Below are 20804 nucleotides of genomic sequence, written 5' to 3'. Positions count from 1 at the left end.
GGGGGAAGAAACCTCAGCCTCTCGACTATAGGCACGCAGTCTTGGGTTTAGCCTGCAGCATTCGGGGTGTGTCGTTTCACCAGCGCACCCACGGCCTGGCGGACGGCTCCGGCCACCGCGGCGGCACCCGGGCTGTCCATCACGATCGTGTAATGGTTGGTTCCGGGAACGTCGCGGACCTGCAGGTCCGGCAGCCGACGGGCCCACTGGTCCACGTAGCCGGGCGTATACAGGCCCGCGTCTTCGTTCAGCAGGCCGCGCGGCGCCCGCAGCATCATGGCCGGCACCGCCAGCGACTCCAGCGCGTCCATCAGGGCCGCCCCGCCATTCAGGTCCGCGGTGTCGCGGGCCATCGCCGCGTAGTTCGTCGACGGCCGCAGCAGCGGCGGTTCGCCGGCGAGGTCGTAGTCGACGTAGTCCTCCACCAGCGCATTCCAATGCTCGGCGAAGGCCGGATGCACGCGCCAGAAGTCCCGATAGGCGTCCCGGCTGCGGAACGTTGCCGCCAGCCGTTCGGCCGCCGGCCCCAGCACGGACTGGATGACTTCCTCGTCGCTGAGCCCGGCGGGCACCTGCAGCGGCAGCCCGCCGTCCACCAGCACCAGCGACTCCACCAGCTCCGGGTGCCGCCGCGCCAGCACCACGGAGGCGAACGCTCCCATGGAATGACCGACGACGACGGCGCTGCCCACCCCGTGTGCCGCCATCACCGCAGCGAGGTCGTCGGCGTGGGCCGCCATGCCGAACGGTCCGGGCAGCTGGTTGCTGCGGCCACGGCCGCGCAGGTCCGGTGCGATCAGCCGCACGCCGTCGAGCTCCTGCGCCAGCAGGCCCCAGGTGCGGTGCGACGCCGTCACACCGTGCACGGCCAGCACGGCCGGTGCCTCCGGATCCTGCGGCCCCCACACGCCGGTGCGCAGGGTGCCGCCGCGGACCGGAACGTCCAGCGTTGAATAAGGCAGGGCTGTCGGTTCAGCGCTCATCGGCTGGACCATCCGCCGTCCATCGTGTAGGACGCGCCGGTGACCATGCCGGCGTCGGCGCCGGCCAGCCAGCAGGCCAGCGAGGCCACTTCGTGCGGTTCGGTCAGGCGTTTGACCGCGCTCTCGGTGAGCATCACCTGGGCCACCACTTCCTCCTGGGGCAACTGGTGCAGCCGGGCCTGGTCGGCGATCTGTTTCTCCACCAGCGGCGTCTTCACGTAGCCGGGATTGATGCAATTGCTGGTCACGCCGTGGGCGCCGCCCTCCAGCGCCGTGACCTTGGAGAGGCCTTCGAGCCCGTGCTTGGCGGAGACGTACGCTGATTTGTAGGCGGAGGCCCGCAGCCCGTGCACCGAGGAAATGTTGATGATCCGTCCGAAGCCTCGCTGGTACATGCCGGGCAGCGCCGCGCGGATCAGCAGGAACGGGGACTCCAGCATCAGCCGCAGCATCAGCCTGAAGTCCTCCGGAGCGAACTCCTCGATCGGATTGATCCGCTGGATGCCGGCGTTGTTGACCAGGATGTCAGTATCCACCGTCGCCGTTTCCAGCGCCCGGGTGTCGCTGAGGTCCACTTGCCACGCGACACCGCCGATTTCCTGCGCCACGCGTTCGGCGGCGGCACCGTCCAGGTCCGCCACGGTGACTTTGGCGCCGCGCTCGGCGAGGGCCCGGGCACAGGCTTCACCGATGCCGCTGGCCCCGCCTGTGACCACGGCGCTGCGGCCTGTCAGAGTCTGTTCAGCCATGGGGTTGTCCTTCCGTCCCGTGCGGTTGTCCGGGCGCCAGCGCCCGCTCGATAAACTGCATCATTTCTTCAAAAACATGGTCCGGCACTTCCCGCGGAACGGGCTGCGCGCCGGTGTCGTCCTCCCAGAGCACCCAGCGCATGCCGATCAACTCGCCGATGCCCATCAGCGCCCAGGCCGCGACGTCCGGATCCATCGGCCGGACCTCACCGGTGGCCTGTGCCGCCTTCAGCCCCTCGATGTAGCCGTTGACAATGCGGGTGTAGTGCATCCGCAGGGCGCCCGGCGAGACGAACTCGGCCTGCCGGACAATCCGGTAGAGCGCGGGGTGCTGCGCGGTGAAGCGGAAGAACGCCTTGAACCCGGCGCGCTCGGCTTCCAGCCGGTTGCCGGCCGACTTGGCCGCCTCCGTCATCGCGTGGCGGACCCGTCGGTTGAGGTCCTCGACCACTTCGTCGAAGATGGCCTGCTTGCCCTGGAAGTAGAGGTAGAACGTGCCCAGGCCGACTTCGGCCGCCTCGGTGATCTTCACGATCGAGGCGTCGTGGTACCCCACCGAAGCGAACACGGTTTCCGCCGCTGCCAGCAGCTTGGCGCGGGTCCGGGTGCCCCGGGCGGTGCGTGGTGCGGCACTCATGATTCCTGCTCCGATCCGGCAACTGCTGCGGTCCGTGCGGCACGCTCGGGCCGGACCGCGGCCTGCCGCAGCCGTCCCCGGGCCACCTTGTTCAGCGCCGTCCGCGGCAAGGTTGGCACAAAGTCGAAACGCCCGGGGACCTTGAAGGAGGCCAGCTGAGCCTTGCAGTGCTCGGCCAGCTCTTCGGCGTCGGTGATTTGTCCCGGGCGGACCACCACGTAGGCCAGGCCCGTCTCCCCCCAGCGTTCGTCAGGGACCCCGACGACGGCGGCCTCCGCCACCGCGGGATGCGACAGCAGGGCCTGCTCCACCTGGGCCGGCGCCACGTTCTCGCCGCCGGAGATGTACAGGTCCTTGATCCGGTCCACGATCCGGTAGAAGCCGTCCGCCGTGCGTTCCACCAGGTCCCCGGTGCGCAGCCAGCCGCCGGCGAGCGCTGCCGCCGTAGCCTCCGGATTGCGGAAGTACCCCGCGAAGACGCCCGGACCCGAGACCAGCAGTTCGCCGGTGGCTTCGCCGAGGAGGATCTCGCCGGTGGCCGGATCCGCTACCGCCACGCTGACGTGCGGGTAGGGCTTGCCCGCGTAGCCGATCATGGACGCGGCATCTTCATTGGGCAGGCAGAGCACGTTCGGCGACGCCTCGGTCAGACCGTAGCCCTGGCTCAGCGCCACGCCCCGCTTGTGCCAGATCCGCAGCAGCGGTGCCGGCATGGACGCCCCGCCGACGATGGCGTGCTGCAGCCGGGACAGGTCAGCGGACGCGAAGTCCGGGTGCTCGGCCAGCATGGCGTATTGGGCGGGCACGCCCATCATGGTGGTGACCTTGCGCTCGGCGATCAGCTGCAGCACCCGGCCGGCATCAAACGTCCGTTCCAGCACCACCGTGGCACCGGTCCACCACGCCAGCAGCGGCTGGATGTTCCAGCCGCCCACATGGAACTGCGGCAGGGCCGCCAGCACCACATCGGAGCTGGACAGCTCCATGGTGCGGGAGAGCGAGAGGTTGGTCCAGAAACAGTTGGCATGCGTGAGGATGGCGGCCTTGCTGTGCCCCTCGGTGCCGGAGGTGAAAATCATCAGGAGGGCGTCGTCGTCGCGCACTTCCCGCTGCACCGCGGCCTCGACCGCGGTCCCTGCCGTCCGCCGGGTGGGGTGCGGCACCTGCCGCTCCACCCCCGAGGGCCCGGGCGCCGCGGTGCGCGGCGGCAGCGGCAGCATCGCGGCGGCGGCCGCGGCGAGCGCATCGAATTCGTGCTCCACCAGCAGCAACGCCGGGTCGGCCAGTTGCAGCTGCTCGGCGATCTCCCGCGGGGACAGGCGCCAGGACAGCGGCACCAGGACCAGGCCGGCCTTGGCACAGGCGAAGAACAGCACCACGTGGTCGGCGGAGTTGCCGGTCAGGGTGGCGATCCGGTCCCCCACCCCGTAGCCGGCGGCGAGCAGCCGTCCGGCCAGGGCAACGGCCCGGGCATCGAGCTCGCGGTAGCGCAGGACGACCCCGCGGTCATCGATCGCCACCCGGCCGGGCGTGGACACGGCGCGGTCGGCGGTCCAGCGGCCCAGGGTATGGAGCCCGTCCTGCTGGTTGTGCTGCTGGTTCACTCGGCATTCTCCAGTGCTTGGCGCTGCCGGGCGGCTGCCTGGCGGCGCTGGCCGCGGCTGAGGGTGGCCCTGTGCACCGCTCCGGTGATGCCGCCGGGCAGGAAGAGGACCACCAGAATGAACAGTGTACCGAGGATGAACAACGGCTCCGAGAGCGGAATCCGCAGGATGTCCGGCAGCCCGGCGATGGCCTCCGACTGGGCCAGCGCGGTGAGCCGCTGGTCCAGCAGCGTGTAGAACACACCGCCGATGATCGCACCCCAGCGCGAGCCCACGCCTCCGAGCACCACCATGACCAGCAGCGTGATGGTGAAGTCGGCAGAGAGGCTGCGCGGGACGGCGCCGGACTGTAACAGCAGGTAGACCATGCCCACCGCCGAGGCCAGCACGCCGCCGACCACGAACACCAGCAGCTTGACCAGGTAGGGCTGCACGCCGATCACCCGCACACGGAGCTCGTTCTCCCGCACGGCCGCGGCCACATGGCCGGCCCGGCTGTACTGCACCCAGGTCACCACGGCGAAGACCACCAGCAGCACAATCAGCGCCAGCCAGTACAGGTTGCGGGTGTTGGCCACGCCCAGCAGGGCCTCGGGCAGGTTCTCGGTGGCCAGGGTCAGGCCCTCTTCGCCGCCGGTGGCCTGGCCCGGGTTGCGGCCCACCAGCACGTGGCCGGCCTCGGCGAAGGCCAACGTCACCATGGCGAACGGGATGCCGGTCACGCGCAGCCCCACCGCACCGACCACGTGGGCCAGCACGATCACCAGCAGCAGCGTCAAGCCCATGGCCGGTAACAGCGGAATGTCGAACGTATCCAGGATGACGCCGAGCCCGTACACTCCGGCACCGAAGTAGAGCGCGTGGCCGAAGGAAAGCAGCCCGGTCACGCCCAGCAGCAGGTGGTAGCTGAGCGCCGCCGCGGCCATCAGCATGCACATGGCGAGCAGCTGGAGCGAACCGGGCGTGTAGGTAGGCCCGGGCAGCACGCCCGGCAGGGACAGGTTCAGCAGCGGCAGCAGCGCCAGCAGGACCACGCCCGCTCCCCCGGCACCCCACGTGAGCAGGCTGCGGCCGCCGGCGGCAGCACCGCCGTCGTGCTTGGCTTTCCGGGGCCGCTGCCCCGCGCCTACGGCCGTCTCGCCGGCGCTTGCGGACCCGGCAGCTGCCGGCTGCGCCTCGGACTGCGGGTCGGTCTTGCTGGTGGTCATGATTTCCTCCCGAGCAGGCCGGAGGGCCGGAAGAGCAGGACAAGGGCCAGGGCCACGACGACGACGAAATCCCCGGTGCCGTTGAGGTAGAAGTTGGCGAACTGTTGCAGCAGCGCCACCACCACGGACGCGATGGCCGCGCCGGTGAGCGAACCGAGGCCGCCGATCACGGTGACGATGAAGGCGAAGATCAGCAGCGATCCGCCCAGCAGCGGCGAGACGTACTGGAAGTAGTGGCTGGCGAGCACGCCGCCCAGGCCGGCCGCGGCGCCGCCGATGGCAAAGACCAGCGTGAAGGCTTTGCGGACGTCGATGCCCAGCGCGGTCACCATGGAGCGGCTTTCCACGCCGGCGCGGATGATCATGCCGTAGCGGGTGCGCTTGAGGAAGAACACCAGGCCCAGCAGTACAAGCACCGCGGCGATGATGGCCACGAAGCGGTCGTTCGAGATCTGCGCACCGAGGATGCCGGTGGTCTCGCGGAACCATTCCGGTCCGGAGATGTGGATCGTGTCGGTGCCCCAGATCCCGTCGAACAGCGCGACCGACGCCAGCGAGAGGCCGACGGTGACCAGCACCTGTTCGATATGCCGCTCGTAGAGCTTGCGGATCAGCACGAATTCGGTGAAGGCAGCAAACAGCGCCCCCACCACCGCGCCGACCAGGAGCGAGCCGAGGAAGGTCCACCAGTTGTCGGCCCCGGCGCGGCGGGCGAATTCCCAGCCGGCGAACGCGCCCAGGGTCAGGAAGGAGCCGTGCGCGAAGTTCAGCACGCCCATCAGGCCGTAGATCAGGCTTAGCCCGGAGGCCACCAGGAAGTAGAGCGCGCCCAGCCCCAGGCCGGTGACGGTCAGCAAGACGATGGTACTCACTTCTGCGCTCCGTTCCGGTTGGTCTGGGTGTTCGCCGGGGCAGCGGCCTCGCCGTGCCCCGTCTCGGCGTTTTCGCCGTGCCCGGCGTCGGCGTCTTCGCCGTGCCCGGCGTCGGCGTGGACGCCCAGCAGCCGCTGGGTCAGGTCTTCGTTGTCCAGGAACTCCAGCGCGCTGTTGGTGGTGTGGACCACCCTGCCGCCGGAGAGCACTACCGCGCCGGCGGCCAGTTGGCGGACTACCTGCAGGTTCTGTTCCACCAACAGGATCGGCACCGTTTCCGCGGCCCGTTCCAACGTCTCGGCGACTTCCTGCACGATCTTGGGCGCCAGGCCCTTGGTGGGTTCGTCGATCAGCAGCAGCTTGTTCTCATTCAGCAACGCCCGCGCCAGCGAGACCATCTGCTGCTGCCCGCCGGAGAGCGTGCCGGCCATCTGCGAGGCGCGCTTGAGCAGGTCGGGGAACAGTTCCTCCACCAGTTGGCGGCGGGGGGAGGCGTCCCGTTCGGCCAGCCGCAGGTTCTCCGCCACGGTCAGCTTGGAGAAGACTTCCCGGTCCTCCGGGACGTAGCCGACGCCGCGGCGGATGATCTTGAACGTGGGTTCCTTATCGATCCGCTCCCCGTCCAGCGTGACGCTGCCGGTCCGCGAGATCAGGCCGATGACCGCCTTGATGGTGCTGGTCTTGCCCACTCCGTTGCGTCCAAGCAGCGCGGTGATGCCGGTGGCTGGGACGGAGAAGCTGACGTCCTCCACCACTTGCTGGCCGGCGATGTGGGCGGTGAGGCCGGCAATTTCCAGCACCGGGCGGGCGTGGGCACCGGCCTGCGCTGCCGCCGGTTGCATGGCGGCGGCCTGGGCCGGGGCGCCGGTGGCCCCGGCGTGCGCTGGGTCCGCGCTCGGCTGAGGGTGCTGGCTCATACGGGTTCTCCCAAGTAGGCGCTCTGGACGGTGGGATTGGCCATCACCGCGTCCGGGGTATCAATGGCCAACAGCTTGCCGTGGTGCATGACGGCCACCCGGTCCACCAGCCCGAGGACCACATCCATGTGGTGTTCCACCATCATCACGGTGCAGCCGCGGTCGCGGTGCATCCGGCGGATGATCGCGCTCAGCCCCGGGACATCGCCGGAGGCCACACCGGCCATCGGTTCGTCCAGCAGGATGACGGCGGGATCGCCGGCCAGCAGCATGGCGATCTCCACCTTGCGCTTATCTCCGTGCGAGAGGTCTCCGGCCGCGGTATGCAGCTTGTCCTCCAGCCCGACCTCGGCCACGTTCTGCTGCGCGACGGACGTTGCGGAATCCGTCCGCGAGGGGAACCGGAAAACCGACAGGCTGCCGCCAAGGGCGGCCTGGGCTGCCAGCCGGACGTTTTCCAGCACACTCAGCCGCGGAAACAGGCTCGAGGTCTGGAACGTCCTGCCTAGCCCGGCCCGTGCCCGGTGGTGGATCGATGCCGAGGTGACGTCGGCGCCGTCGAGCTGGACGGATCCTTCCGTCGGCTTGAGCACACCGGAGATGAGATTGAACAATGTGGTCTTGCCGGCACCGTTGGGTCCGATCACGCCGACCATTTCGCCGGTGGCCACGGAGAATCCGACATCCTCGAGGATGCGGGCGCCGCCGATCTGCAGGCCGAGGCCCTGCACCAAGAGCGCGGGCTGATCTGGGGAGGTCATCATGTCACTTTCTGTGCGGTCACGGACCGTAGTGGTTGCCGGGACGGTCCGCGGCCAGGGCCGCCGCCCACCAGGTGGGTGGGGCGGCGTCCCTGGACCTGCGGCACCTGTAGCCGGAGCTGAGTTGCGGGGCTTCGGTTACTGGGTTTCGGTTACTGGGTTTCGGTTACTTGGCTTCCGGCGGAGCTACTGCGTCGGCCGGGATCGCCTTGATCAGCTCGGGCACCCAGTCGCCGCCCTGCTCCACGAGCTTGGCCTGGTACATCTCCTGCACCAGCGCGTGGTCGGAGGCGCGGACGGTAGTCTCGCCCTTGGGCCCCTCGAACGTGTAACCCTCCAGTGCGGTCACCATGGCGTCGACGTCGGTGCCGCCTTCCTTGACGGCCTGGACGATCATCTGGCCGGCAACGAAGCCGTCCGGGGTGAACAGGTCCGCCTTCTTGCCCTCGGCCTCGACGCTTTCGATCATGGCCTTCTCCACGTCGTTTCCGGCGGCACCGGGGAAGTAGTGGTTCAGGAAGCTGATCTTGTCCGAGGCGGGGCCGTAGGCTCCGAAGGTGGCGGCGTCGCCCAGACCGGTCACGATCGGAGCGGCGTCGAACGCGCCCTGCTGGCTCAGTGCCTGCCACATGGATCCCGACGTCGCGCCGGCCCAGGCAACGAAGACCAGATCCGGCTTCGCATCGATCAGCTGGCGGGCGAACGGCGTGAACTCGGTGGCGTCTTCCGGCACCAGGACGTCATCGACTTCGGCGCCCTGCTCGCCGAGCACGGCCTTGACGGCGGCGAGGTTGCCCTGGCCGAACGCGTTGTCCTGGCCGAACACCACTACCTTCTTGCCCTTGAGGTCATCCACGAAGGTTCCCGCGGTGGCCACGTCCTGCAGGCTCTGGCGCCCGGACCGGAAGGTGTAGTCGTTGATGCCCTGCAGTGCGTCGGTGGCGGCCGGGCCGGAAATGTAGAGCACCTTGTTCTGCTCAGCCTGCTCGGCGAGCTTGAGCGCGATGCCGGACACCACCGTGCCGGCCAGGATCTTGTAGTCCTTACCAATCAGGTCCTTGGCGACGTTGACCGCCTTGTCGGGATCGCCGCCGTCGTCATGGTAGGTCAGGTTCAGCTTGGTGCCGTTGACCTCGCCGGTGCCCTCGGTGGCGTAGTCGATGCCTGCCTGCAGGCCCTGGTAGTAGGCCGCGCCATAAGCGGCGAGCGGGCCGGATTCGGAATAGACGATGCCCACGTTGATGCTCTCGGGCGCGCTGCCGGCCTCGCCGGCCGCGCCGGCGGTCTCGCCGCCGGTGGTGGGCGCGCATGCGCTCACGGCAAGTCCGGTGGCCAGTGCTGCGGCCATCAGGAACTTCTTTGTTGCCTTCACTCCGATGCCTTTCGTTGAAGAATCTGCTGAGGAGAAAAAATCTGGAACTGTCTGAACCTGATGGTCGGGTCACCCAAACCTGAAAGGTGATTCAGATTACAGTTAATCTATGGCGCGGCTCACAGCAGTGTCAACATCAGGGCCCCGGAGCTAGGTCACGATTCGGTTGCAGAGCACCTGAGGACGGCGAAAGCCCGGCCGCTCCAGAAGGAGGGACCGGGCTTTCGTGCAGCCTTCGAGGTTAGTTTTCCGCGTGGCGGCTGTTGGCGCGCCACCGGATGCCGGCGTCGATGAAGTCATCGATTTCGCCGTCCAACACGGCACCGGTGTTCCCGACCTCGTGTTCGGTGCGCAGGTCCTTGACCATTTGGTAGGGGTTCAGCACGTAGGAGCGCATCTGGTCGCCCCAGGACGCCTTGACGTCGCCGGCGAGCGCCTTCTTCTCCGCGTCCTGCTGCTCCTTCTTCAAGAGCAGCAGCCGGGACTGGAGCACGCGCAACGCGGCGGCGCGGTTCTGGATCTGTGACTTCTCGTTCTGCATCGAGACCACAATCCCGGTGGGAAGGTGGGTCAGCCGGACCGCGGAGTCGGTGGTGTTCACCGACTGGCCGCCCGGACCTGAGGAGCGGAACACGTCCACCTTGATCTCGTTGTCCGGAATGTCGATCGAGTCGGTCTGTTCAATCAGCGGGATGACTTCGACGGCGGCGAACGAGGTCTGGCGGCGGCCCTGGTTGTCGAACGGGCTGATCCGCACCAGGCGGTGGGTACCGGCCTCCACCGAGAGCGTGCCGAAGGCGAACGGTGCCTTGACTTCGAACGTGGCCGACTTCAGGCCGGCCTCTTCGGCGTAGGACGTATCCAACACCTGGGTCGGGTAGCCGTGGCGCTCGGCCCAGCGCAGGTACATGCGCATCAGCATTTCGGCGAAGTCGGCAGCGTCCACGCCGCCGGCGCCGGAGCGGATGGTCACCACGGCCTCGCGCTCGTCGTACTCCCCCGACAGCAAGGTGACCACTTCGAGTTCTGACAGTGCTTTCTTGAGCGAGGTCAGTTCGCTGGCGGCCTCGGCCATGGAGTCTTCGTCGCCGGCGTCCTCCTGGCCCAGTTCCACCAGGACCTCCAGATCGTCGATCCGTGCGGCGAGCTTCTCCAGCCGTTCCAGTTCGCTCTGGCGGTGCGACAGTTTGGAGGTAATTTTTTGCGCCGCGGCCGGGTCGTCCCACAGATCCGGCACGCCGGCCTGCTCGCTCAGCTCGGCGATATCCTTACGGATCCTCGCCACATCGGAGACTGCTTCGATGGATTCGTACGTGGCGCGTAACGCGCGGATTTCAGCGGGAAAGTCGATCTCAGCCATGGTTCTCCAAGCGTACGCCATGGTGAGGAATCCTCTCCCCCGGCAGGTCAGGCCTTCCTCCTCGCGCTCCTGCGGCGCCGGTCTGTGTGGCTTCCGGGCGTGCGTCGCGGGCGGCGCTGGCAGGAAAACCTGCCGGCGCTTTCCGGCTGCCCCTAGCACCGGGGCGGAGCTTGCAATAACCTTTGGGAGTGCGGACATGCAGGTTGTTCACGCTCCGCGCACGGGGACGAGGGCATCCTGATTTACATTCCACCTTGTGGGGAGGCTGCAATGTCCAGTCAAAGTCACGGCCCGGGTCACGCCCGGCGACGGCGGCACAAGCCCGCGAGCCGGCACGACGGCCAGACGCCACAACCCAAGAGGTCACGAAGAATTCTGGGGGCTGTCAGCGCGGTGATTCTGGCCGCCGCAACCATCGTGGCCGGATCCGGACCCGCAGCCGCCGAGGACGAAAGCGACTACACAGTCGTCCTCAAGGAGAGCGTCACGAACGTCGATTCCACCGCCGCGGCGCAGGGCAAGGAGTACGGGTTTAAGCTCTCGAGCACCTACGAACACGCATTGAAGGGCTACTCGGGGACCATGACGGACTCGGAGGCAGCCCAGCTCGGTGCCGATCCAGCCGTTGATTTCATTGCGCCCGAGCGGGCATTCACGTTGGCAGAGGACGAGGCCGATGACACTGAGCCACCCGCGGTCACTGGTTTCCTGCCCACTTGGTGGCTGCGAGTCGGCGGTACCCCGCAGGAGGCGGCTGCGAACGGCCAGGAGATCACGGTCAACACCGCCGTGATCGACACTGGAATCGACAGCACCCATCCAGACCTGAACGTCGTTGGCGGGGTGGACTGCTCGTCTGGAACTGCGGTCGAGGTAACTCCCGTCGACCTGAACGGCCACGGAACGATGGTTGCCGGAGTTATTGCGGCGAAGAACAACACCTTCGGAGTCATCGGCACCGCCTACGGCGCCCCGCTCTGGTCCGTCCGGGTTATGACAGACGGCGGAACCATCTCAGAGGCTGCCCTGCTCTGCGCCGCCGACTGGGTAGTCTCCACCCGCACCGATGCGGACCCGCAGAACGACATCCAGGTTGCCAACATCAGCATCGGCGGCCCCGGACAAGATCAGGGAAATTGCGGCAATGGGGTCGATCCCTTGCACAAGATGATTTGTCAGGGATCCCAGGAGGGAGTCACCTGGACGGTTGCCGCCGGCAATGCGGCCTCGGATTTCTCGGCCACCATTCCGGCCACCTATGACGAGGTGCTCACCGCCACGGCCATGGCCGACTACGACGGGCGTCCCGGGGGCAAGGCAACGCCCATCTGCAGCGGCGGGTCAGTTCCCAGTCCCGATGACCAGTTAGCCAACTTCTCCAACTTCGCGACTCAATCTGCCGATGTGGCGCACACCGTTGCGGCCCCCGGGGTCTGCATCACCTCCACGTTCCCGGGAGGCCTCTACAACACGGCACATGGCACCAGCTTCTCCAGTCCTGCTGTCGCCGGCTCGGTGGCCCGCTGCATCTACAGCGGGGTTTGCCAAGGCGACGGGCAGTCCGTGATGAACGCATTCCTCGCCACCGTCGAGGGGTACAACCAAGAGAATCAACAGTATGGGTTCATCGGCGACCCGCTCCGGCCGGCTTCCGGCCAATACTTCGGTTACCTCACCACCACCGCCTTGTGCGACTAGACAGGTCAGCGCGTGAGCCCTGGGCCCGGATCCAGCACCGCCTTATTGCCAGCCGGTGGCGGGAGCTCCCGGCCGGCGTCTCAACTCTGAGAGCTACATCTGGACAGCGCCGGTCTGCTGAAGCAGCTTCAGCATGTCGGTCGCGCCCCAGTGCTCCACCACTTTCCCGTCCTGAACGCGGATGATGTCGATACCGCTGAACTCCACCGTGTTGCCTGTGGCAGCCGTACCCATCAGTTCGCCCCGGTGCGTACCGGTGAGGACGACGCGGGCCGCCTCCAGATCTCCGTCGACCATCGTGGGCTCAATGGCCTTCGCCTTGATGTCCGGGAAGGCCGACCTAAACGTCTGCACGTAGAACTTGATGCCCGCCAGGCCGGACGGCTGCCCGGGCATGGGCTCTTCATGATCCGTGTAGTTTTCGCTGCCCAACTCGTCGATCAGGTCAAGATTTCCTCCCTCCATGACCTCCCGGTAGAACCGCTCAATCAGTCCTGATCCGCCAGCCATTTCCGATTCCTTTCCTCGGTTCGAAATTCCCCCGCTTCAAGGCTCCCACCGGCGCAGCTGCGACACGCCGCCTATGTGTGGCTCCCAGGGCCGTACCCCCCACGCCAAAAGGTTCTCCCCAGTCAGCGGTCGGTATATGAGTGCACGACTCCAGCCGTGGCTGAAGAATGTGAGCTTTTCCGGCTGTGGTGCTGCTAGGCTGATCGGGTTTTGGCCGGTTTGAACGGGGGAACCGTGTACGAGGAAAAGTCCTGCCCTCTGGGTGATGGCCGCAGGTTGGCCTACTACGATCTTGGCGACCCTTCCGGTCCTCCGGTGGTGCACCACCATGGGGCGCCCAGCGGCAAGCTGGAAACCGCGTTCTTCAACCTCGGCGACGCGGCGGCCAGGGCCGGTGTGCGGCTGCTGGTGGTGGACCGGCCGGGAATCGGCGGATCCACGCCCAAGCCGGGCCGCACCCTTCTCGGGTGGGCCGACGACGTCGAAGTGTTCGCGGATCGGCTGAGCCTGGCAAAGTTCAGCGTGATGGGGTACTCGATGGGCGCCCCTTCTGCCCTTGCCTGCCTGCACCGTATCCCGCACCGCATCGACGGCGTCAGCATCGTCTCCGGGGCCGGCCCCTCCGACGTCCCCGGTCTGGCCGACGGCCGATCGCCCGACGTCGCCCGGGTCCTCAAGTTCGCGCAGCACCGCCCGCGCGTGACGTCCGCTGTCCTGGCCTTCATGAAGTTCGGCACCCGCAGCCCGGAGAAGATGATCGCCGCGTCAGGCAAAAGCATGCCGGAGGCCGACCAGGCCGTCGCGGCCCGGCCCGGAGCCGCACCGCGATTCGCTGCCTTCCTCGCGGACGCGATGCGACAGGGCACAGCCGGGGTACGCGACGACATGAGGCTCGCCGCGTCGCCTTGGGGATTCACCGTCGATGACCCCGGTGTACCGGCGTTCATCTGGCACGGGACGGTGGACCGGAACGTTCCGGTGGCGACGGCGCACTGGCTCTCCGGCCGGCTGCCCTCCGCCGAACTGCAGTTGGTCGAGGGCGGCGGGCACATTTCCGTGCTGGACGCCTCGGCTGAAACGGTCCTGCTGCAGTTGCACCAGCAAGCACTTCGGTAACTACCCATCGTCAGGGATCATGCCGGCCACCAGCTGGCCCTCACGCCCCATCAGCGTCTGAGCTCTGAGCGTGCGTCGCTGGAGACGGTCACCGGTATGCCTGCCGGGACCAGAAAATTGACCAACGGTGGCCGAACCACCGCGCTCAGCTCGACGTGCGCCGTACGCCGCTCCGGGGAGCCGGTGCCGCCGCCAACCGTCAACTGGTCGAATCTCCCGTAGGCATCCGTCTCCGACAAGTAGCGCAGGACCGATCCCCGCACTGATCCGCTGTCCAACGATGGCACAGGAGCACCTGAGTCAGCTTCGACGTCGGCCAAGGCGAAAGTATCTGCGGCTGCCAACGCTGCCCCGTCTGCGACAGATAACAGCTTTTTCCTTTCGACGTAAACGGTGGATGCCCCCATCACTACGGTCAGGATCAGCAAGCTCAATAAAACGAAGCCGATGAGCAGAACCAGCACCTGGCCGCCTTCATCGCTCCTCCCCTGCTGATTCCTGGCTCCCAGAAAGCCACGCGCAACTCTGGTATTCGCGGGTCCCTCGACCATCATCCGTACCGTTCCACGATTTGAGTCGCCGAGGAGTTCACGGTCGCCATGCTGAGCCCGGTGCCCCCGAGCAGCGGCAGCGGGACCGTAATCGAGACTTCCGCCGTGACCGACGATCCGGCTTCCAGGCACGCACCGTTGCCGCAGCTGATCCTGACATCCAGCTGATCCGGGCCAATACCGAAATCTCCCGCGGCAAAGAGCGCCGCCTGATGCGCCGCCTGACCTCCAGTTGCGGCGTCGTCGGACCCGGCATACACTTTCGCCGCTTGGTCAGCCGCATTCACCACAGCAAAAGAGGCTGCCTGGACCTGTGAAACGCTGATAACGAAATAAACCATCGGCACCAAGAGCAACGTTCCAAGGAAGACGAACTCAACGACCGCACTCCCCGCTTCCCCTCCCTGACCGTCGCCCAGGCATTCCCTCAGCCGCTGCCGCAGGCGCATCAGCGCGCCCTTCCGACTGGTCCGGGCCTCGGCACCCGCTCGGCGGCCCCCTGCCCGCGGCCGTCCAACCGCTGTGCGGTCAGCGTGGAATCGCCGCATGACCGTCAACTTCCAACGCACCGCGCGGTCCGATCAGTCCAAGGGCAGGCAGTGGGGCTCGGACCGTGACCCGCAACGTGCGTACGCCTGACCGGAGGATCTCCTCGACGTGCACATCTTGCGCATAGTCGCCGGTCAGCGCAGCGGAGATCAAGGCCACTGTCCGCTCCTGCGCGTCGGCGGCACCACGATCGGCCAAGGTTCCGTAGCGGGCACCGGACCCTGCGGCGTCGATAAGTGTGTTGCGCACGTGCAGGATGAGGGTCAACTGCATGATCGACACAAACATCAGGGTGAGGACTCCGCCGACCAACACGAAGTCCACGCTTGCCGAACCCCGATCGGCTGACCGGCCACGGTCCTGGTCGGGAATACGGCGGGCGGCTAATTCGGAAAACGGCCGCAACCGGCGAACCCACGGACGCTTTCCCACGTCAGGGCTGCGTCACGCGACCAATTGCGTCATTAAACAGCCCCTCCAAAGCGGGCTTGGCTAGCGCCAAGATGCCTGCAACAAGGACAGCCGACATCAGCGTGATCATCACCCACCCCGGGACGTCTCCGCGTTCGCCGTCCCCGGACCGAACCGACCTTCGCAAGCGATCCAGCCCCCCGCTCCACATCAATGACATCGTCGCAACGACCCTGAGCGATAGTTGTGTCATGTCCTGGTTCCTTCCCAGTTTGCGAGTTGGCTCGTAGGTTCCTTCTCTGCTTCACCAGCCGAGATTGATCAGTGCAATCCCCGGATACACGGCAAACAAAACCGTCAGTGGTAACACGCCGAACACCAGCGGCACCATCATTGTCAAGTGCTAGTATTCCTGCATGAGGGTTGCAATCTACGTCAGGCAGTCACAGGACAAGGCCGGCAACGCCGCCGCCGTCGAACGCCAGGAAGCCGCCTGCCGCAAGCTCGCAGATGCCAAAGGCTGGACCGGCCCCGCCCTCTACCAGGACAACGACAAGTCAGCCTCAAGCGGAGTTCGTCCGGCATTCGGCAAATTGCTGGCAGACATAGAAGCCGGCCGGGTAGACGCCTTGCTTGTCTGGCACCTGGACCGCCTCACCCGCACCATCCGTGACCTCACCCAAGTCATCGAAGCCGGCAAGGCGCGGCGCGTGAACATAGCATCAGTGCACGGCGTCAGCCTCGACCTCGGCGACCCGACCGGCGTAGCCGTGGCAACCATCCTGACCGCCATTGCCGCCATGGAAGTCCAGCACAAAGGACAACGCCAAAAGGCCGCAAACCTTCAGCGGGCCAAAGCCGGCCATGCTCACTGGATACGCCGCCCGTTCGGCTACCGCCGCGACGGGCACACAGTCACCGCCGACCCGGCCGAGGCCGAAGCCCTACGGGACGCCGCCGCCCGCATCCTGGCCGGCGAATCGCTTAGCGCCATAGTTAGGGAGTGGAATGCCGCCGGAATCCAATCCACGGTGGGGAAGCCGTGGAATGTGACAAGCCTGCGCCGCGCCCTGCTCAACCCCCGGAACACCGGCCGCCGCCTCTACAATGGCGAAGACCTCGGGGAGGGAGCTTGGCCGGCCATCCTCGACGCCGACACCCTCCAGTCGCTGGAAACCAAGCTAACGGATCCTCGCCGCCGCACCGCCCCCGACGACCTGAACGCAAAGTACCTGCTCTCCGGGATTGCCCTCTGCGGGAAATGCGGAAAGAAAATGTTCGCCTCGCCGGCCAAGAAGAACGGCCGCGAATGGATGATGTACCGCTGCTTCGGCGGATACTGCATGACCCGCCGGCTCGACAAGGTAGACGAGGTTGTGGAAGCCGTGATTACCGGCATCCTGGCGCGCCCCGACGCCGCCGCCCGGTTCGGCTCCGGCGACGAAGCAGCCGCCCTCCAGCAGCGGGCAACAGACCTGCGCGACCGGCGCGATGCCCTCGCCGCCATGCTGGCAGACGGCTTGCTCTCGCCGGGCGCCGTCCGAAAGCAAGCCGGCCGCCTGAGCTCCGAGCTGGCCGACGCGGAAGCGTCCCTTGCCGCCGTGGACGCCCTGAACCCTGCCGCGGCCGTCATCGCTGCCGACGATGTAGACACCGCCTGGCTGGCTCTGCCGCTGGGCGACAAACGCCGCATTATCCGAACCCTCGCCAGCGTGACTGTCCTGCCGGCCGGCAAAGGCGTCAGATTCGACCCGTCACAAGTCCAGGTAGTACCCAAGGGGTCAGCATCGTGAGACAGATCCGCATCGTTTGCCAGGACAGCCAGCACCCCAGCCAAACAGCGCGTCTCGAGACGTACAGCCGCAAAATTGATACGTGGATGCCGGCCCGGCCGTACACCCGCTCCAGCAAGCCCGAGAGGCGGCGCGGCCGCCATGAATCAATGCACGGCAATGCGCCGGTGACCGACATCAGCGAGTGGATCGACGTGTTCGACGGAGCCATCGAGACCAGGACGAAGGTCGTCTTGGAGTGCCCGCGCTGCGGCAAGTCCTTGCGCACCAGCGAACAAAAGCTGTTCCCGCTGCTGGACAAAGCTGCCGCAGCGGGTGTGTCTGAAATACCGCTGTCAACTCTCATTGCTACACTGACATAACAGCTATCTTCGGATAGCGACGACGCCGGCGGCGCTTACCGTTGGCAAGCAAGGCCCTCAGCCCGGGGCAGGATTCGTTCTGCCCTGGAGACAAGCAAATGTCTTGGACGACTGAGAGAGCCAAAATAGCGGCCCTGTCCCGTAGCCGCAACGCCGATGATCCCGAAATCTTTACCGCGAGGCAGCGCCTCAAAGCCGCGCGCCTGGAAGACCACATCCGCGCCACCATCGACGCGTTCCCACCTCTGACACCGGACCAACTGGACCGCATCGGCGCAATCATCCACACCGCCCGCACAGCCGGCGGTGACGCAGCATGAGCCGCGACGAAAAGAGAAGCCGCCCCAGGCTGGGGGAACCGGGGCGGCCAAACGAACACCGGGAAAGGGCATCGTCAGAGCAGAGCCTACCGCCCGGCACCCGCATCCACGCGAACCACGAACCATCGGCGTGGCTCCGCACGGCCACACGAGCCACACTTCACAACGCACGACGCTGCCCACACCTGTCCCCCGGCGCACCCGGCTGGGCCGCGCTCTGGCACCCCCGCTTCATCGCCTGCAGGGCCTGCGCCCACATATTCCAGCAGCACGGCAGCACAGCCGACCATACTTGCGACCGCTGCCGCCGCTTCACCCCTGGCCAACTCGAAATCCTCGCGCTGCCCCTACCCGAAGCCTTCCTGTTCGGCGGCCTCTGCCCCGACTGCTGGGCACTGGAGGTGCCGGCGTGAACCCGACCGACACCACAACACTGCCGGGCCCCGTCGCCGCCCTGCACCGCCTCGGCGTCCCCGTCTTCACGGCACCGCCCGGCGGCAACGAATTCAAACGCCCCACCGGCTGGCAAAACTTCCGGCCCGAAGATAACCCCGCCCGCCTCCTCCACTGGCAGCCCGGTCACGCCATCATGGGTGTCCTGGGCGGCCGCGTCGCCGTCCTCGACGTGGACACCAAAAATGGTGCCAGCATAGACAACGCCCGAGCCCTTCTCGCGGGCCTCGGCATCACCGTCTTCGCGGAAATAGCGACCCCATCCGGCGGACGCCACTACTACATTGCAGGCCACCCGGACCTACCGTCGATCGCAGCGCAGGACGGCAAGCCCGGCCTCGCCGGCCACCCCGGCGTCGAAATTCTCTCCCACGGCAGGAACGCGTTCCTGCCAGGTACCAGCCGCCCCAAATACGGCGGGGCCGGCTACACCGTCGTGCACGACAATCTAGACGCCCTCGCGGACGGCGGCGACCCCAATGACGGCGGCCAAACCCTCGCCGAATGGGCAGCAGCGAACAGGGTCAAACCCGCAACGGCCAGGACACCGGCAGCCCCCGCCTGGGACGGAACCCCACCGGACCGCCGGCAGACTGCATACCTGGCAAGCGCGCTGGAGAAGGAAGCCGCGACGGTCGCCGGCACCACCGAAGGCGGCAGGAACCACACGCTCAACAACGCCGCATTCAGCCTGGGCGGCCTCATCGCCGGCGCCGGCCTCGACGAATCCGAAACCGTCGCCGCACTGACAACAGCAGCAGAAGCCTGCGGCCTCACCCGCGACGACGGACCCGCCCAGGTCGCCGCAACCATCCGCTCCGGCATCCGCGCCGGCGGGCACCACCCGCGCCCCGTCCCGGCAGCCGACCAGGGAAGCGGCCTCGGCACCACCTGGCCCATCCGCGGGAGCCGCACCACAGAGACACCAGCCGACCCGGAAAAAACCGACCGCATGCCTCTGGACGACGCCCGGCTGGCCGGGCACATCGGCTACCGCCTGAAGGACCGATACTGTTGGGCCGGCGGCATGGGCTGGCTCCACTACACAGGCAAAGCCTGGGCGGCCGTCACCAACGCCACCATGACCGAACGAGTACGTCAGGAACACCTCGAACTGTTCCGCGCCGCCACCACCACAGCCGACGCCGACCGCGCCCGCAAACTAGCCGTCCTACTCGCCGTCTCAAAAATCCGAGCCGTTGCCGGCCTGCTCCGTGGCATCCTCGAAACCGACCCCGCAGACTTCGACGCCCGCCCCGACCTCCTCAACGTCCGCAACGGCACCGTCGACCTCGCCACCGGCCAGCTGCAACCGCACAACCCGACCGACAAACTCACCAAGACCGCCGGCGCCGACTACCGACCCGACGCCACGAGCGCCGACTGGACGCAGGCCCTGCGCGCCGTCCCTGACGAAGTGGCCGCATGGCTGCAAGTCAGGTTCGGACAGGCCGCCACCGGGCACATGACGCCCGACGACATCATGCCGGTGATGCAAGGCGGCGGCCAGAACGGCAAAACCACCGTTCTGGCCGGCATCAGCGCCGCCCTGGGAGAACACGCCGTCACCGTCCCCGACAGGCTGCTGCTGGCCAACCCCAGCGACCACCCCACCGAGCTGACCACTCTACAAGGCGCGCGCCTCGCCGTCATCGAAGAAACCCCGGAAGGCCGACGGCTGAACGTCAAACGCCTAAAGGACATACTCGGCACGCCGACAATCACCGCCCGCCGCATCCGGCAGGACAACATCACCTGGCACGCCACTCACAGCCTGTTCCTGGCCACGAACTACCGGCCTGTCATCAGCGACACCGACCACGGCACCTGGCGGCGGCTCGCCCTCGTTCGATTCCCGTTCACGTTCCACCGTCCCGACCGGCCCCACCCGGACGGCAACGGACACCTAACGGGTGACCCGGCACTGCGGCAGCGCATCACCCAGAAGGAGAGCCGCGAAGCCGCCCTCGCGTGGATCGTGGCCGGTGCGCAAGCCTGGTACGCCGCCGGCCAGACCATGCCGCCGGCGCCGGCCGCTGTCGAAGCCGACAGCCTCGCATGGCGGGCCGAATCAGACCTGGTACTGGCCTACATTCAGGACCGGCTGCAATTCGACCCGGACAGCGCCGTGCTGACCACCGAACTCCACGAGGACTTCAGCGACTGGCTGCGCCGCCACGGCCACACCGCATGGTCCGACCAGACTTTCACCGCACGCTTCGCAGACCACAGCGAAACCACCACGGCCGGCGTCACGAAAACCCGCAAGAACGACCCTTCCAACCTCTCCCGCCGGGACTTCTTGGCACCCACCGCCATGCAGGGCAAACAGCGAATCTGGGCGGGCTTAGCATTCACTGGACCGGGGCGGACCGGGGCACTCCGAGAACCCCCATACCGTCAACCTCATGAGGGTCACCAGACACCCCCGGTCCACCCCGGTCCAGCCCAGGAAAGACCAGAGCATGTGACACAAGCGACGCTACAAAATTCAGCCTGTCCGCTGCACCCAACCGACCCTCTGGCCGGCTGCTGGACTTGCGACGCAGACAAGCCCTGAAAGCCACCGGCAGCGACG

21 protein-coding genes are annotated in these 20804 nt (G+C 67.1%); 6 read left to right on the top strand and 15 right to left on the bottom strand.

Going from position 1 to position 20804, the window contains the following annotated elements; all coding sequences use genetic code 11:
- Positions 1–47 precede the first annotated feature (47 nt).
- The 10 genes from MNQ99_RS07290 to prfB all read right to left on the bottom strand — a co-directional run bounded on the left by MNQ99_RS07290 (position 48) and on the right by prfB (position 10463).
- Positions 48–983: an alpha/beta fold hydrolase gene (locus MNQ99_RS07290; protein ID WP_241914964.1), complete on the bottom strand. Its 936-nt coding sequence runs from the start codon at positions 981–983 to the stop codon at positions 48–50.
- Positions 980–1732, bottom strand: coding sequence for a 3-hydroxybutyrate dehydrogenase (locus MNQ99_RS07285; protein ID WP_241914963.1), 753 nt, complete (start codon positions 1730–1732; stop codon positions 980–982). Before MNQ99_RS07285 ends, MNQ99_RS07290 begins: the two co-directional genes overlap by 4 nt.
- Positions 1725–2369 carry a TetR/AcrR family transcriptional regulator gene (locus tag MNQ99_RS07280; protein WP_241914962.1) on the bottom strand — a complete coding sequence of 215 codons (645 nt, stop codon included), beginning with the start codon at positions 2367–2369 and terminating at the stop codon, positions 1725–1727. Before MNQ99_RS07280 ends, MNQ99_RS07285 begins: the two co-directional genes overlap by 8 nt.
- Complete coding sequence (locus tag MNQ99_RS07275; protein ID WP_241914961.1) at positions 2366–3973, bottom strand: class I adenylate-forming enzyme family protein; 1608 nt, start codon at positions 3971–3973, stop codon at positions 2366–2368. The genes MNQ99_RS07280 and MNQ99_RS07275 overlap by 4 nt, the downstream gene beginning before the upstream one ends.
- Positions 3970–5181, bottom strand: coding sequence for a branched-chain amino acid ABC transporter permease (locus MNQ99_RS07270; RefSeq protein WP_241914960.1), 1212 nt, complete (start codon positions 5179–5181; stop codon positions 3970–3972). Before MNQ99_RS07270 ends, MNQ99_RS07275 begins: the two co-directional genes overlap by 4 nt.
- On the bottom strand, positions 5178–6053 hold the full coding sequence (locus tag MNQ99_RS07265) for a branched-chain amino acid ABC transporter permease (RefSeq protein WP_127511396.1): 876 nt from the start codon (positions 6051–6053) through the stop codon (positions 5178–5180). The genes MNQ99_RS07270 and MNQ99_RS07265 overlap by 4 nt, the downstream gene beginning before the upstream one ends.
- Entirely contained in the window at positions 6050–6895 is an 846-nt protein-coding gene (locus tag MNQ99_RS07260) for an ABC transporter ATP-binding protein (RefSeq protein WP_241915297.1), read from the bottom strand. Before MNQ99_RS07260 ends, MNQ99_RS07265 begins: the two co-directional genes overlap by 4 nt.
- A gap of 71 nt (positions 6896–6966) precedes the next feature.
- Positions 6967–7731 carry an ABC transporter ATP-binding protein gene (locus tag MNQ99_RS07255; RefSeq protein ID WP_241914959.1) on the bottom strand — a complete coding sequence of 255 codons (765 nt, stop codon included), beginning with the start codon at positions 7729–7731 and terminating at the stop codon, positions 6967–6969.
- 166 nt (positions 7732–7897) lie between these two features.
- Entirely contained in the window at positions 7898–9103 is a 1206-nt protein-coding gene (locus MNQ99_RS07250) for a substrate-binding domain-containing protein (protein ID WP_241914958.1), read from the bottom strand.
- 241 nt (positions 9104–9344) lie between these two features.
- Complete coding sequence (prfB, locus tag MNQ99_RS07245; RefSeq protein WP_127511392.1) at positions 9345–10463, bottom strand: peptide chain release factor 2; 1119 nt, start codon at positions 10461–10463, stop codon at positions 9345–9347.
- Between the two features lie 393 nt (positions 10464–10856).
- On the opposite strand from prfB, the gene MNQ99_RS07240 reads away from it, so the two are divergent.
- Positions 10857–12161, top strand: coding sequence for a S8 family peptidase (locus MNQ99_RS07240; RefSeq protein WP_241914957.1), 1305 nt, complete (start codon positions 10857–10859; stop codon positions 12159–12161).
- A 93-nt stretch (positions 12162–12254) separates the two neighbouring features.
- On the opposite strand, the gene MNQ99_RS07235 is transcribed toward MNQ99_RS07240, so the two are convergent.
- On the bottom strand, positions 12255–12671 hold the full coding sequence (locus MNQ99_RS07235; RefSeq protein WP_127511390.1) for an ester cyclase: 417 nt from the start codon (positions 12669–12671) through the stop codon (positions 12255–12257).
- Between the two features lie 210 nt (positions 12672–12881).
- Here MNQ99_RS07235 and MNQ99_RS07230 point away from each other — a divergent pair, with 210 nt between their 5' ends.
- Positions 12882–13787, top strand: a complete 906-nt coding sequence (locus MNQ99_RS07230) for an alpha/beta fold hydrolase (protein ID WP_241914956.1) — start codon at positions 12882–12884, stop codon at positions 13785–13787.
- A 50-nt stretch (positions 13788–13837) separates the two neighbouring features.
- Here MNQ99_RS07230 and MNQ99_RS07225 read toward each other — a convergent pair whose 3' ends face one another.
- The 4 genes from MNQ99_RS07225 to MNQ99_RS07210 all read right to left on the bottom strand — a co-directional run bounded on the left by MNQ99_RS07225 (position 13838) and on the right by MNQ99_RS07210 (position 15509).
- Positions 13838–14251, bottom strand: coding sequence for a pilus assembly protein TadG-related protein (locus tag MNQ99_RS07225; protein WP_241914955.1), 414 nt, complete (start codon positions 14249–14251; stop codon positions 13838–13840).
- Positions 14252–14337: 86 nt separating this feature from the next.
- Positions 14338–14787, bottom strand: a complete 450-nt coding sequence (locus MNQ99_RS07220) for a pilus assembly protein TadG-related protein (RefSeq protein ID WP_127511388.1) — start codon at positions 14785–14787, stop codon at positions 14338–14340.
- Positions 14788–14866: 79 nt separating this feature from the next.
- Positions 14867–15211 carry a TadE family protein gene (locus MNQ99_RS07215; protein ID WP_338423120.1) on the bottom strand — a complete coding sequence of 115 codons (345 nt, stop codon included), beginning with the start codon at positions 15209–15211 and terminating at the stop codon, positions 14867–14869.
- A gap of 109 nt (positions 15212–15320) precedes the next feature.
- Complete coding sequence (locus MNQ99_RS07210; RefSeq protein WP_241915295.1) at positions 15321–15509, bottom strand: hypothetical protein; 189 nt, start codon at positions 15507–15509, stop codon at positions 15321–15323.
- A gap of 205 nt (positions 15510–15714) precedes the next feature.
- Between MNQ99_RS07210 and MNQ99_RS07205 the strand changes: the two genes are divergently transcribed.
- From MNQ99_RS07205 to MNQ99_RS07190, 4 genes are all read left to right on the top strand, one after another.
- Complete coding sequence (locus MNQ99_RS07205; RefSeq protein WP_241914954.1) at positions 15715–17091, top strand: recombinase family protein; 1377 nt, start codon at positions 15715–15717, stop codon at positions 17089–17091.
- Positions 17088–17453: a hypothetical protein gene (locus tag MNQ99_RS07200; protein WP_241914953.1), complete on the top strand. Its 366-nt coding sequence runs from the start codon at positions 17088–17090 to the stop codon at positions 17451–17453. The genes MNQ99_RS07205 and MNQ99_RS07200 overlap by 4 nt, the downstream gene beginning before the upstream one ends.
- Before the next feature lie 98 nt (positions 17454–17551).
- Positions 17552–17773 carry a hypothetical protein gene (locus MNQ99_RS07195; protein WP_241914952.1) on the top strand — a complete coding sequence of 74 codons (222 nt, stop codon included), beginning with the start codon at positions 17552–17554 and terminating at the stop codon, positions 17771–17773.
- 409 nt (positions 17774–18182) lie between these two features.
- On the top strand, positions 18183–20786 hold the full coding sequence (locus MNQ99_RS07190; RefSeq protein WP_241914951.1) for a phage/plasmid primase, P4 family: 2604 nt from the start codon (positions 18183–18185) through the stop codon (positions 20784–20786).
- The last annotated feature ends 18 nt before the right edge of the window (positions 20787–20804 follow it).

This window comes from Arthrobacter sulfonylureivorans (genome assembly GCF_022637435.1).
Taxonomy (GTDB): Bacteria; Actinomycetota; Actinomycetes; order Actinomycetales; family Micrococcaceae; genus Crystallibacter; species Crystallibacter sulfonylureivorans.
This window is presented reverse-complemented; position numbering and strand designations above follow the sequence as displayed.